The organism is Thioalkalivibrio sp. ALE22 (assembly GCF_000381445.1).
Taxonomy (GTDB): Bacteria; Pseudomonadota; Gammaproteobacteria; order Ectothiorhodospirales; family Ectothiorhodospiraceae; genus Thioalkalivibrio.
In genome coordinates this window covers 317,384-330,523 of the sequence record NZ_KB906499.1, presented here as the reverse complement: position 1 = coordinate 330,523, position 13,140 = coordinate 317,384, and the positions used below count along the sequence as shown (strand labels likewise).

General features: G+C 66.3%; 9 protein-coding genes. 4 read left to right on the top strand and 5 right to left on the bottom strand.

From position 1 onward, the window contains the following. Positions 1-4: 4 nt before the first annotated feature. The 3 genes from F793_RS0101580 to metH all read right to left on the bottom strand — a co-directional run bounded on the left by F793_RS0101580 (position 5) and on the right by metH (position 4,658). Positions 5-328, bottom strand: a complete 324-nt coding sequence (locus F793_RS0101580) for a hypothetical protein (RefSeq protein WP_018878480.1) — start codon at positions 326-328, stop codon at positions 5-7. Then, positions 325-717, bottom strand: coding sequence for a PH domain-containing protein (locus F793_RS0101575; RefSeq protein WP_018876895.1), 393 nt, complete (start codon positions 715-717; stop codon positions 325-327). Before F793_RS0101575 ends, F793_RS0101580 begins: the two co-directional genes overlap by 4 nt. Before the next feature lie 149 nt (positions 718-866). Continuing rightward, positions 867-4,658: a methionine synthase gene (gene metH / locus F793_RS0101570; RefSeq protein ID WP_018881848.1), complete on the bottom strand. Its 3,792-nt coding sequence runs from the start codon at positions 4,656-4,658 to the stop codon at positions 867-869. A 154-nt stretch (positions 4,659-4,812) separates the two neighbouring features. Between metH and F793_RS0101565 the strand changes: the two genes are divergently transcribed. Next, positions 4,813-5,547, top strand: coding sequence for an arginyltransferase (locus F793_RS0101565; RefSeq protein ID WP_018881849.1), 735 nt, complete (start codon positions 4,813-4,815; stop codon positions 5,545-5,547). Between the two features lie 39 nt (positions 5,548-5,586). Here the strand turns inward: F793_RS0101565 and F793_RS0101560 are convergent, their stop codons facing one another. Both F793_RS0101560 and F793_RS0101555 read right to left on the bottom strand, forming a co-directional pair. Then, on the bottom strand, positions 5,587-6,435 hold the full coding sequence (locus F793_RS0101560; RefSeq protein WP_018876893.1) for a methyltransferase domain-containing protein: 849 nt from the start codon (positions 6,433-6,435) through the stop codon (positions 5,587-5,589). After that, complete coding sequence (locus tag F793_RS0101555) at positions 6,432-7,250, bottom strand: class I SAM-dependent methyltransferase (protein ID WP_018866715.1); 819 nt, start codon at positions 7,248-7,250, stop codon at positions 6,432-6,434. The genes F793_RS0101560 and F793_RS0101555 overlap by 4 nt, the downstream gene beginning before the upstream one ends. A 489-nt stretch (positions 7,251-7,739) precedes the next feature. Between F793_RS0101555 and purH the strand changes: the two genes are divergently transcribed. From purH to F793_RS0101540, 3 genes are read left to right on the top strand one after another with little or no spacing between them, the layout of a single operon-like run. Continuing rightward, positions 7,740-9,305: a bifunctional phosphoribosylaminoimidazolecarboxamide formyltransferase/IMP cyclohydrolase gene (purH, locus tag F793_RS0101550; RefSeq protein WP_018881850.1), complete on the top strand. Its 1,566-nt coding sequence runs from the start codon at positions 7,740-7,742 to the stop codon at positions 9,303-9,305. Positions 9,306-9,312: 7 nt separating this feature from the next. After that, positions 9,313-10,602, top strand: a complete 1,290-nt coding sequence (purD, locus tag F793_RS0101545; protein WP_018881851.1) for a phosphoribosylamine--glycine ligase — start codon at positions 9,313-9,315, stop codon at positions 10,600-10,602. Positions 10,603-10,646: 44 nt separating this feature from the next. Beyond that, positions 10,647-13,133, top strand: coding sequence for a glycogen/starch/alpha-glucan phosphorylase (locus F793_RS0101540; RefSeq protein WP_018881852.1), 2,487 nt, complete (start codon positions 10,647-10,649; stop codon positions 13,131-13,133). Positions 13,134-13,140 lie beyond the last annotated feature (7 nt).

Here is a 13,140-nt window from a genome sequence, read left to right as displayed (position 1 = left end):
GGGATCAAAAGATCCAGGCCAGCATCAGCCAGAAGAAGACGAAGAACAGGAAAAAGCCGGGGATCATGAACTGCAGCTCCCCGATCAGGCCCTCGCCGGCGGCCAGGGCAAACACGATCGAGATCAGGACCGACACGATGGCCGCGACCAGCGCGGCGTTCTTCAGGCCCATACCGTCGTCGAAGGTCAGCGCCACCCAGTCCGACAGCCCCGGCAGGGAGACCGCCGCCGCCAGCACCAGCAGGGCCACCAGCAGGGCGACCAGCGCCGAGGTGCCCAGCAGGATGCGCAGCGCCAGGCGGCTGTCGGAGCGATCGCTCCGGCTCATGCCAGGGCCTCGCGGCGACCGCGCACGTACTCGCGCACGCGGTTGGGGTCGGGGATGCCGGTGACCCGGAACTCCGGGTTGTCGCCAGTGGTGTACACCGCGATTCGGCCCACCCGGAAGATGCGGTCGAAAAAGCTCTGGTCCACCTTCACCGTGCGGATCTGGCCGATATCCAGATCCACATGCGACTTCGACAATAGACCGCGCTCGAGATGCACCTGGTCGGCATCGATGCGCAGCCGAACCGAGCGGGTCTGCAGATACCACCACAGCAGGATCAGCAGGCCGAGCCCGAAGGCCGGGATCAGTACCAGGCTGAGGATGAAACCGAACGGGTGATTGCGGAACATCGCCGGTCGGGCGTCGATCGCGGGTTCACGGGCGGACATGCACGAACTCCGGTTGCGGGCGGACCCGAACAGTTTGGCGCGGCCACCCAGACAAAGCGAGCCCCGCACCGGGGATTCCCTGATGCGGGGCTCGCAGTTTGCCGGACCCGCCCGCTCGCACGGGTCGGCCCGGAGACGGGACCGGGGTGTTACGCGGTCCGGGCCTCGCGCTCGGCCTTGGCTTCCGCCTTGGCCTCGTCGCTGTCGTCATAGCCAATGTTCGGCGCGAGCCAGCGCTCGGCCTCCTCGAACGACATGCCCTTGCGCTTGGCGTAGTCCTCGACCTGGTCGCGGTTGACCTTGCCGAGACCGAAGTAACGCGACTCCGGATGGGCGAAGTACCAGCCGGACACGGCCGAGACCGGCAGCATGGCGTAGCTCTCGGTGAGCGTCATGCCAGCGTTCTCTTCCGGCTGCAGGAGCTCCCACAGGGTGGACTTCTCGGTGTGCTCCGGGCACGCCGGGTAACCCGGGGCCGGGCGGATACCCTGGTACTTCTCCTCGATCAGGTCCTCGTTTTCGAGCGACTCGTCCGGGACATAGCCCCAGAATTCGCGGCGCACATGCTGATGCATGCACTCGGCGAAGGCCTCGGCCAGGCGGTCCGCCAGGCTCTTCACGAGGATCGAGTGGTAGTCGTCGTTGGCCTTCTCGAATTCCGCGGCCTTGGCGTCGACATCGCCACCGGCACTGACCGCGAAGGCCCCGATGTAGTCGGGACCGCCAGCCTCCTTCGGCATCACGAAATCGGCCAGCGAGTGGCTCGGCTGACCCCGGCGCTTCTCGGTCTGCTGACGCAGGTGATGCAGCTTCTTCAGCACCTTGGAGCGATTCTCGTCGGTATAGACCTCGATATCGTCATCATTGACGGTGTTCGCCGGGAAGAAGCCCACCACGCCCCGCAGGGTGACCCACTTCTCATCGATCATCCGCTGCAGCATCTCCTGGGCGTCCTTGAACAGCTTGCGCGCCTCTTCACCCACCTTCTCGTCATCCAGGATGCGCGGGTAGGCGGCGTGCAGCTGCCAGGAGTGGAAGAACGGCGTCCAGTCGATGTACTCGGCGACCTCGTTCAGATCGTAGTCGTCGAAGCGCAGCAGCACGGAGCCGTCGCCATGCGGGTGCAGCACGGTCGGCTCGCCCGGCAGCTTGTCGGTTTCCAGCGCCTTCGGCTTGGTCGGGGTATAGCTCGACCAGTCGATCTGCGGCTTGTTGGCGCGCGCCTTCTCCAGGGTGACCCACTGGGTCTTCTTCTTGCGCCCGGCGTTCTGCACGCGCAGCTTTTCGTACTCCTCGCGGATCTCGGCGGCGTACTTCTCGCGCAGTTCGGGGCTGATCAGGCTCTGGGCCACACCCACCGCACGCGAGGCGTCCTTCACCCAGACCACCGGGCCGGAGTAGTTCGGCTCGATCTTGACTGCGGTGTGGGCGCGCGAGGTGGTCGCGCCCCCGATCATCAGCGGCGTGGTCATGCCTTCGCGCTCGAGATCGGCGGCGAAGTTGGCCATCTCCTCCAGCGAGGGGGTAATCAGGCCGGACAGGCCGATGACGTCGACATCGTGCTCCTTGGCGGCCTTCAGGATCTCGGCGCCCGGCTGCATCACGCCGATGTCGATGACCTCGAAGTTGTTGCACTGCAGCACGACGCCGACGATGTTCTTGCCGATGTCGTGGACGTCGCCCTTCACCGTGGCCATCAGGATCTTGCCGTTGTTCTCGGTGCCGGTCTTCTCGGCCTCGATGTACGGGATCAGATGGGCCACGGCCTTCTTCATCACGCGGGCGGACTTGACCACCTGCGGCAGGAACATCTTGCCCTCGCCGAACAGGTCGCCGACCACGTTCATGCCGTCCATCAGCGGACCCTCGATCACCTGGATCGGGCGGTCATAGGCCTGGCGCGCCTCTTCGGTGTCCTCGACCACGTAGGTGTCGATGCCCTTGACCAGGGAGTGCTCGAGGCGCTTGGTGACTTCCCATTCACGCCACTCGAGGTTCTCCTCCTTCTTGCCGCCGCCCTGGCCCTTGTACTCCTCGGACAGGTCAAGCAGTCGCTCGGTCGCGTCATCGCGACGGTTCAGGACCACATCCTCGACCGCTTCCTTCAGCTTCTCGTCGATGTCGTCGTAGACCGCGAGCTGGCCGGCGTTGACGATGCCCATGTCCATGCCCGCCTTGATGGCGTGGTACAGGAACACCGCGTGGATCGCCTCGCGCACCGGTTCGTTGCCGCGGAAGGAGAACGACACGTTGGACACGCCGCCGGAGACCAGCGCGTGCGGCAGGTCGTTCTTGATGCGGCGGGTGGCCTCGATGAAGTCCACGCCGTAGTTGTTGTGCTCTTCGATACCGGTCGCGACCGCGAAGATGTTCGGGTCGAAGATGATGTCTTCGGCCGGAAAACCGACCTTCTCGGTCAGCAGCTTGTAGGCGCGGGTGCAGATCTCGACACGGCGGTCCTCGTTGTCGGCCTGGCCGTCCTCGTCGAAGGCCATGACCACGATCGCGGCGCCGTAGCGGCGGCACAGCTGGGCCTGCTTGATGAAATTCTCCTCGCCCTCCTTCATGGAGATCGAGTTGACCACCGGCTTGCCCTGCACGCACTTCAGGCCGGCCTCGATGATCTCGAACTTGGAGGAGTCGATCATCACCGGCACGCGGGCGATATCCGGCTCGCCGGCGAGCAGATTCAGGAATCGGACCATCGCGTCCTGCGACTCCAGCATCCCCTCGTCCATGTTGATATCGATGATCTGGGCGCCGCCCTCGACCTGGTTCAGCGCGACTTCCAGCGCGACGTCGTATTCCTCGTTCTGGATCAGGCGCAGGAACTTGCGCGAGCCGGTCACGTTGGTGCGCTCGCCGACGTTCACGAACAGCGAGTCGTCAGTAATGTTGCACGGCTCGAGGCCCGACAGGCGACAGGCCGCGGCAACCTCCGGGACCTTGCGCGGCGGATGCTTCTCCACCGCCTCGCGCATCGCGCGGATGTGCTCCGGCAACGTGCCGCAGCAGCCGCCGATGATGTTCAGCAGGCCCTGCTCGGCCCAGGGGCCAACGTCCGCGGCCATCTGCTCCGGCGACTCGTCATAGTCACCGAACTCGTTCGGCAGACCGGCGTTCGGGTGCGCGGAGACAAACGTGTCGGCAATGCGCGACAGCTCTTCCACGTACTGGCGCATCTCTTTCGCACCCAGCGCGCAGTTCAGGCCGATGGAGACCGGGTTCGCATGACGCACCGAGTTCCAGAAGGCCTCGGTGGTCTGGCCGGACAGGGTACGGCCGGAGGCGTCGGTGATGGTGCCGGAGATCATGATCGGGAGGTCCTTCCCGAGCTCGTCTTCCAGGGTCTTCACCGCGAAGATCGCGGCCTTGGCGTTCAGGGTGTCGAACACCGTCTCGATCAGCAGCAGGTCCACGCCGCCCTCGACCAGAGCCTCGGCGGCCTCCTTGTAGGCCTCGACCAGGGTGTCGAAATCGACGTTCCGCGCACCCGGGTCGTTCACGTCCGGCGAGATCGACGCGGTACGGTTGGTCGGGCCGAGGATGCCAGCCACGTAACGCGGCTTGTCCGGGGTCTTCTCGGTCCAGGCATCGGCGGCCTTGCGCGCGAGCTTCGCGGATTCGCGGTTCAGCTCGGGGACCAGATCCTCCATGTGGTAGTCCGCCATCGCGATGCGGGTACCGTTGAAGGTGTTGGCCTCGATGATGTCGGCGCCGGCCTCGAGATAGTCGTTGTGGATCTGCTCGATGATGTCCGGACGGGTCAGCGACAGCAGGTCGTTGTTGCCCTTCAGGTCGGACTCCCAGTCCTTGAAGCGCTCGCCGCGATAGTCGGCCTCCTCCAGCTTGTACAGCTGGATGGTGGTCCCCATGCCGCCGTCCAGGATCAGGATGCGCTCTTTCAGCGCCTTCTCGATATCGTTTCGTGTTGCCGTCATGTGCCGTACACCATTGGTTTCGAATGGGATGAGTGTACACGCCGGGGTTCCATCCCGGCCGTGGAGCCCACCCTTCCGGCAGGCTCTTTGGTATCTCGTGGCGGTCTGGGATGCCCCTGTTTGCGCCCGTGCACGGAGATGTCACGATAGCGCCATGCAGGAACATCCGATCCGCTGGTTCATCACTGCCCCGCAGGCCTGCCCCTATCTGGACGACCGCGAGATGCAGAGCCTCCTGGTCGACCCCGCGGTCAGCCTGGGCGGTGCCCGCTTCGGCCAGCTACTGGCCGAGGGCTTTCGCCGCAGCGGTCAGTTTGTCTACCGGCATCACTGTCCCGAATGCGCGGCCTGCGTGCCGGTACGCATTCCGGTCGCGCGCTTTCGCCCGAATCGCAGCCAGCGCCGTTGCCTGGACCGCAATCAGGATCTCGCGGTGGCGATCCGGCGCCCCCCGGAGCAGCCGGGCACCGGGCCCGCCGCCGATCTCGACGAGCACATGCCGTTGTTCTCGCGCTACCAGACCGCCCGCCACGCGGGCGGGGGCATGGAGCAGATGGGGCACGAGGAATACGCGGGGATGCTGGCCCACCATAATGGCCCGGTGGATCTGATCGAATTCCGCCAGGCCGGCACGCTGGTCGCGGTGGCCGTCACCGACCGCACCCCGCAGGGACTGTCGGCGATGTACAGCTTCTTCGATCCGGATCAGCCGCGCCGCGGCCTGGGCACCCTCGCGATCCTGACCCAGGTGGCGCATGCGCACCGCCTCGGTCTGCCCCATGTCTACCTCGGCTACTGGATCGACCAGGCGCCGAAGATGGAATACAAGACCCGCTTCCAGCCGCTCGAAGGCCGCATGGACGGGGTCTGGAGGCGACTGCCCGCCTGACGGCGGCCAGCCCCTCGGTCCCTGCTTCGCAAGCGCGACCTAGCGGGCCGGCTTGCGGAAGCGGAAGATGCCCCAGGTCAGGTAGCCCGAGTTGCCGCCATCGACCCAGTGCTGCAGGCCCTGCTTCATGCGGTCGATGTAGTCCTGCGAGATGTAGTGCTTCAGCTCGTCCTCGCGGGACTCGAGCTCCTGCTTCACGCGGCCGTAGTGGGTCGCGATCTGGCTGGAATGCTCCTCGAAACCGACCTCTTCCAGACCCGCTGCCTTGGCCGCCTCACGGTAAAACTCGGGGCTAGCCAGCGAATCCAGATGGATGCGGGCGAGGATCGGGTCCAGCACGCCGTCCGGGCAATCGTCGGTCTGCATCGGATCGGTGAAGATCAGCCAGCCACCCGGCTTCAGCACTCGAGCGGCCTCCTGAATCACCTTCTTCTTGTTTTCGTTCTCGCTATGCAGGAACGAGTCTTCGGACCAAACCACGTCATAGGACGCGTCCGGCTCGTCGACCTTCTCGAAGCTGCCGTCGACCACGGTGATCTTGTGGTCCAGGTGGCGCGCCTTGTTGATCTCGCGGTCGCGCTCGTTTTCCTTCTCGGACAGGTTCAGCGCGGTGACTTCGCAGCCGTAGTTCTCGACCAGGTAGCGCGCGACACCGCCGTAACCGGCGCCCATGTCGAGCACGCGCCATTCCGGCTGCGGCTCGCCGAGCAGGTCGGACATATGGGCGACCGTGCGCCGGCTGGCGTCGCCGATCGGCTCGTCCTTGTACTCGTACAGCCCGATATGGAGGTCTTCACCGCCCCACACCATCTTGTAGAAGGTGTCGGCGTCCTCGCTGTTGTAATAGTCGCGAGCCGTCTCGACGACGTCGGAGTAGTTCTCGCTCATCGTTCCTCGCCCTCGATATAACGCTTGTCGGCAACGTGGATGAAGAAGTCGGGATCGGTCTCGCGATAGGTCTCCTGGAAGTCCCCGTAGGTCTCGATCTTCTGGAAACCGACCTCGCGCATCAGGCGGCGCACATAGGCCTTGCGCAGCGGGAACATGTTCAGGAAGTACTCGGAGCCATCCGGGAAGCGATACTGGAAGCGGGCCAGGCCTTCGTCGACATGGGCCGGCTGCACCTGCACGTCGTCGCCGCAGTAGTAGTAGGTGTGCTTGGACGAGTAGCCGTGGTCCATGATGGTGTCGTAGTTGCGCTGGTCGAGGATCAGTACGCCATCGTGGTTCAGGGCGGAGTAGAACTCGGCCAGGGCCTTGCGGCGGTCATGTTCGTTGAACAGGTGGGTAAACGAGTTGCCCAGACAGACCACGGCGTCGTAACGGCCGTAGATATCGCGGTTCAGCATGCGCCAGTCGGCCTGCACGGTGCGCAGGATGTGCCCGCGCTTGCGGCCGTTCTCGAAGGCCTTGACGAGCATCTCCGGGGCGCCGTCGGCGGTCACCACGTCAAAGCCCGCTTCGCGCAGCTGTACGGAGTGAAAACCGGTACCGGCGGCCACGTCCAGCACGCGCTTGGCGCCACGCTTCTTCAGTTCCTCGATAAAGAAGGTGCCTTCGCTCTTGGCGCGGTTGTCCCAGTCGATCAGGTCGTCCCACTTGTCGACGAAACCGGTGGTGTACTCGTTGAGGTAGTTCTCGGTATCGCGACGTTCGGTCGGCTTGTCACCGAAATCCTGATCATTCTTGATGTTCGCTGCCATGCTGGTTCCTCTTGGCTTTTGCTGCTGTCGTAAGCGTGAACGGACGGCCCGCGGCCGATCCGTCGGCACAACACCCCGCAAACGCAGAGAACCGCGACCCCCGAATGTCCCGGCGGTCTCGCCATTCGCCCGATCCGCCCAGGCCAGGCCTGGTGTTCGGGTAGCAATGCAACGGGCGCGTTGTTCGCAGCGCCCGCTACCGGCCTGGCCGGTTCATCCTGCACATCCGGAGGGCTCTTCATTACCCGGATGCCGAGCCGTGGTCTGGCGGGCCCATCCCGCCTGGCTCGGGGATCGTTTACGGCGCCTCGCGCTGCGTCTGAACGCGGGCGTTGTGTCCGAAATCGTTTTTATACCCTGAAGGTTTTGCGCAAAAATTACAAGTTGAGCCCCGGCCCGCCCGCTGTGCCGCGGCCGGGTCGAAGCCGCCTCCACGGGCGTCACGCGTTCGATATAATGGCGGTTTTTGCAGCGATCCCGAGGCCCCGCATGACCCCCAGCCGCCCCATCCAGCGCGCCCTTTTGTCGGTCTCCGAGAAGACCGGCGTCGTGGAGCTTGCCCACGCCCTGCACGAGCGCGGCGTGGAGCTTCTGTCCACCGGCGGCACCGCCCGCCTGCTGGTCGAAAACAACCTTCCGGTGACCGAGGTTTCCGCGCACACGGGCTTCCCCGAGATCATGGATGGCCGGGTCAAGACCCTGCACCCGCGCATCCACGGGGGCCTGCTGGGGCGGCGCGACATCGACTCCGCGGTGATGGCCGAGCAGGACATCCCCCCGATCGACCTGCTGGTGGTGAACCTCTATCCCTTCGAGGCGACCGTGGCCCGGCCCGGGTGCAGCCTGGAGGATGCCATCGAGAACATCGACATCGGCGGGCCCGCGATGCTGCGTGCGGCGGCCAAGAACTACCGTGACGTGGCGGTGGCCACCAGCCCCGACCAGTACGGCGAGATCGCCGCGGCCATTGGTGACCAGGGCGAGGTGCCGCAGTCGCTGCGCTTCCGCCTGGCGGTCGCGGCCTTCGATCACGTCGCGCGGTACGACGCCGCGATCAGCAACTATCTGTCGGCCCTCGACGAGGACGGTGAAACGGCGCCCTTCCCCGGGCAGCTGAACGCCACCTTCGAGCGCGTCGAGACCCTGCGCTACGGCGAGAATCCGCACCAGCGCGCCGCGTTCTACCGCGATCCGCAGCCCACACCCGGCACCCTGGCCAGCTACCGCCAGCACCAGGGCAAGTCGCTGTCCTACAACAACCTGGCGGACGCCGATGCCGCCTGGGAATGCGTACGCCAGTTCGAGGCCGGGGCCTGCGTGATCGTCAAGCACGCCAACCCCTGCGGCGTGGCGGTCGCGCCGAGTCAGCTGATGGCCTACGAGCGCGCCTTCCAGACCGACCCGACCTCGGCCTTCGGCGGCATCATCGCCTTCAACCGCCCGCTGGACGGCGACACCGCGCATGCGATTGTCAGCCGCCAGTTCGTCGAGGTCGTGATCGCCCCCGAGATCACGCCGGGCGCGCTGCGCGCGCTGGCCACCAAGAAGAACGTCCGGGTACTGGAGATCCCGCCGGCGGGCGTTGGCCCGGGCCTGGACTACAAGCGCATCGGCGGCGGGCTGCTGGTCCAGGATGCGGACCGCGGCAGCCTGGCCGATGTGGAACTGAAGACCGTGACCGCGCGCGCGCCGTCGGAACAGGAGATGAAGGACCTGTGCTTCGCCTGGCAGGTCGCCAAGTACGTCAAGTCCAACGCCATCGTCTATACCCGCGACCAGCAGACCATCGGGGTCGGGGCGGGCCAGATGAGCCGCGTGTACTCCGCGCGCATCGCCGGCATCAAGGCCGCGGACGAAGGCCTGCAGGTCGCCGGCTCGGTGATGGCCTCGGATGCCTTCTTCCCGTTCCGCGACGGCATCGACGCCGCAGCCGAGGCCGGTATCACCGCGGTGATCCAGCCGGGCGGCTCGATGCGCGATCAGGAGGTAATCGACGCCGCCAACGAGCACGACATCGCCATGCTGTTCACCGGCATGCGCCACTTCCGCCACTGAGGTCCTGATGAACGTACTGGTAATCGGCAACGGCGGGCGCGAGCATGCGCTGGCCTGGAAGCTGGCGCAGTCGCCGCGCGTCGAGCGCGTCCTGGTGGCCCCCGGCAACGCGGGCACCGCGCGCGAGGCCAAGTGCGAGAACGTCGACGTCGGCGTCACCGACATCGACGCGCTGCTGGCCCTGGCCGAACGCGAGGCCATCGCGTTTACCGTGGTCGGCCCCGAGGCACCCCTGGTCGCCGGCGTGGTGGATGCCTTCCGCACCGCCGGCCGGCGCTGCTTCGGCCCCACGGCAAAGGCCGCGCAGCTCGAGGGCTCCAAGAGCTTCGCCAAGGACTTCATGCACCGCCACCACATCCCGACAGCCGCCTACGGCAGCTTCGAGGACGAACGGGCCGCGCTGGAGTTCATCGCCACCCACGGCGCGCCCATTGTGGTCAAGGCCGACGGCCTGGCCGCCGGCAAGGGCGTGATCCTCGCGCAGACCGAGGACGAGGCCCGCGCGGCGGTGCACGACATGCTGGCCGGCAACGCCTTCGGGGAGGCCGGCAACCGCGTGGTCATCGAGGAATTCCTGACCGGCGAGGAGGCCAGCTTCATCTGCATGGTGGACGGCGAGCACGTGCTGCCGCTGGCCTCCTCGCAGGACCACAAGGCGCGCGACAACGGCGACCAGGGCCCGAACACGGGCGGCATGGGGGCCTATTCACCCGCCCCGGTGGTGACCGATGCGCTGCATGCGCGCATCCTGCACGACGTCATCGAACCGACCGTGCAGGGCATGGCCGCCGACGGCGAACGCTACACCGGCTTTCTGTATGCCGGCGTGATGATCGACGCTGCGGGCAACCCGAAGGTCTTGGAGTTCAACTGCCGCTTCGGCGACCCCGAGACCCAGCCGATCCTCAGCCGCCTGGAATCGGACCTCAGCGAACTGGTCGAGGCGGCGCTGGACGGGCGTCTGGACGCGGTCGAGGCCCGCTGGGATGCGCGCGTAGCGCTGGGCGTGGTCCTGGCCGCCGGGGGCTATCCGGGGGACTACCGCAAGGGCGACGTCATCAGCGGCCTGGAGACCGTGGAGGCCGATCCCGACGCCCACGTGTTTCATGCCGGAACCGCCCGCGATGTCGAGGGTCGCATCGTGACCGCCGGCGGTCGCGTACTCTGCGTGGTCGGCCTCGGAGCCGACGTGAAGAGCGCGCAGAAAAAGGCCTACGCGGCCGTACACCAGATTCATTTCGACGATATATACTGCCGAACAGATATCGGCTATCGCGCCGTCGCCCGGGAAGGATAATTCCGGGCATCGGCGCTTCTACCCCCTTTCTGGAGATCCGCCCGATGGCCGCCCCCGAAGTGACCCACCTGCCCAACCTTCCCAACGATGTGGAGGGTCTGCGGCAGTCGATCCGCGATGCCGTGGTCCGCGTGGTCGGCGAGGACCCGCGCCAGGCCACCGAACGCGACTGGATGGAGGCCCTGTCCTTCGCCATCCGCGAACGCATGGTGGAGCGCCGCCTGCTGACCCGCCGGCAGTTCGCCGACGAGGACGTCAAGCGCGTCTACTACCTGTCGCTGGAATACCTGATCGGGCGCATGCTCGAGGCCAACCTGCGCAACATGGGCATCCTCGAGCCGGCCCGCCAGGCCATGGCCGATCTCGGCGTCGACCTCGACACCATTCTGGACCTCGAAGACGACGCGGCCCTGGGCAATGGCGGGCTGGGGCGCCTGGCCGCCTGCATCCTGGAATCCCTGGCGACCCAGGGCTACCCCGGCTACGGCTACGGCATCCGCTACGAGTTCGGCATGTTCCGCCAGCAGTTCGAGCCCTACCATCAGGTGGAACACCCGGACAACTGGCTGCGCTACGGCAACCCCTGGGAGTTCCCGCGCTCGGACCGCAAGTATCCGATCCACTTCTACGGCTACGTGGTCGAGCACCATCACCCCGATGGCTCCACCCGCTACACTTGGGAGGACGGCGAGGAAGTCCTGGCCATGGCCTACGACTACCCCACCGCGGGCTATGGCCGGCGCAACGTGAACAACCTGCGCCTGTGGGCGGCCAAGGCCACCCGCGACTTCGACCTGCGCTATTTCAATGAAGGCGACTACATTCGCGCGGTCGCGGACAAGGCGGAGTCGGAGACCATCTCGATGGTCCTGTACCCCAACGACGCCACCGCGATCGGCAAGGAACTGCGCCTGAAGCAGGAGTACTTCTTCGTCTCGGCCTCGCTGCAGGACATCATGGAGCGCCATCTGGCTCTGGACTACAGCCTCGACGCCCTGCCCGACAAGGTCGCGATCCAGCTGAACGACACCCACCCGGCGATCGCCGTCGCGGAGCTGATGCGCCTGCTGATGGACGAGCACGAGCTGCCCTGGGAGCGCGCCTGGGAGCTGACCCGGCGCACCTTCGCCTACACCAATCACACCCTGATGCCCGAGGCCCTGGAGACCTGGCCGGTGGAGCTGATGGAACGCGTACTGCCACGCCACATGGGGATCATCTACCAGATCAACCATGGCTTCCTGGAGGAGGTACGCCACCGCTATCCGGGCGACAACGACCGCCTGGCGCGGCTGTCCATCATCGACGAGGAACACGGCCGCCGGGTCCGCATGGCCCACCTCGCGGTGGTGGGTTCGCACCGCGTCAACGGCGTGGCGGCGCTGCACACCCAGTTGCTGCAGGAGACCCTGTTCGAGGACTTCTACAACCTGTGGCCGGAGCGCTTCGTGAATGTCACCAACGGGGTGACCCCGCGCCTGTGGATGATCCAGTCCAACCCCGCGCTCACCGAACTGCTGGGCCAGCGCATCGGCGACGACTGGCAGTACGACCTGGATCGCCTGCGCGCGCTGGAACCCTACGCCCACGATGCCGACCTGCAGAAGGCCTTCATGGACGTGAAGCGTGCGAACAAGCAGCGCCTGGCGGACCTGGTGCGCGAGCGCACCGGCGTGGAGCTGAACCCGGACGTCATGTTCGACGTTCAGATCAAGCGCATCCACGAGTACAAGCGCCAGCTGCTGAAACTCCTGCACGTGGTGGACCTGTACCGCCGCATCCGCGCCGGCGAGGACATCCCGCCGCGCGTGGTGCTGTTCGGCGGCAAGGCCGCGCCGGGTTATGCCCGGGCCAAGGGCATCATCCAGGTGATCAACGAGGTCGCCGACATCGTCAACCATGACCCGGCCATCGGCGACCGCCTGAAGTGCGTGTTCTTCCCCAACTACGAGGTCAGTTCGGCGAGCATCATCATCCCGGCGGCGGATGTCTCCGAGCAGATCTCCACCGCCGGCTTCGAGGCTTCCGGGACCGGCAACATGAAGCTGGCGCTCAACGGCGCCCTGACCATCGGCACCCTGGACGGTGCCAACATCGAGATCCGGGACGCGGTGGGCGAGGACTCCATCTTCATCTTCGGCATGACCGCCGACGAGGTCGTCGAGCACCGCCGCCACGGCCCGTCCCCGGAGGCCATACTGGCCGGCCAGCCGGGCCTCGCCGCCGCAGTCGAGATGATCGAGTCCGGGTTCTTCACCTGCAACGACCCGGGCACCCACGCCGACCTCGGTCGCTACCTGCGCCAGGAAGATCCCTTCTTCGTGATCGCCGACTATGCGGCCTACGCCGAGGCCTGCGCGCGGGCGGACACCCTGTACGCCGACCGCGCCGCCTGGGCCGAGGCCGCCATCCTGAATGTCGCACGCATGGGGTATTTCTCGATCGACCGCACGGTGCGCGACTACGCCCGCGAGATCTGGGACATCACGCCGGAGCCGGTCGCCCCGTCGCGCACCAACGGCGCCGCCTGACGCGGCG

What these genes read in the sequence shown, in the direction of transcription:
- F793_RS0101540 (WP_018881852.1), top strand. Translation starts at nt 10,647, where the DNA reads ATGGCCGCCCCCGAAGTGACCCACCTGCCCAACCTTCCCAACGATGTG.
- F793_RS0101580 (WP_018878480.1), bottom strand. Translation starts at nt 328, where the DNA reads ATGAGCCGGAGCGATCGCTCCGACAGCCGCCTGGCGCTGCGCATCCTG.
- F793_RS0101560 (WP_018876893.1), bottom strand. Translation starts at nt 6,435, where the DNA reads ATGAGCGAGAACTACTCCGACGTCGTCGAGACGGCTCGCGACTATTAC.
- metH (WP_018881848.1), bottom strand. Translation starts at nt 4,658, where the DNA reads ATGACGGCAACACGAAACGATATCGAGAAGGCGCTGAAAGAGCGCATC.
- F793_RS0101565 (WP_018881849.1), top strand. Translation starts at nt 4,813, where the DNA reads ATGCAGGAACATCCGATCCGCTGGTTCATCACTGCCCCGCAGGCCTGC.
- purD (WP_018881851.1), top strand. Translation starts at nt 9,313, where the DNA reads ATGAACGTACTGGTAATCGGCAACGGCGGGCGCGAGCATGCGCTGGCC.
- F793_RS0101555 (WP_018866715.1), bottom strand. Translation starts at nt 7,250, where the DNA reads ATGGCAGCGAACATCAAGAATGATCAGGATTTCGGTGACAAGCCGACC.
- purH (WP_018881850.1), top strand. Translation starts at nt 7,740, where the DNA reads ATGACCCCCAGCCGCCCCATCCAGCGCGCCCTTTTGTCGGTCTCCGAG.
- F793_RS0101575 (WP_018876895.1), bottom strand. Translation starts at nt 717, where the DNA reads ATGTCCGCCCGTGAACCCGCGATCGACGCCCGACCGGCGATGTTCCGC.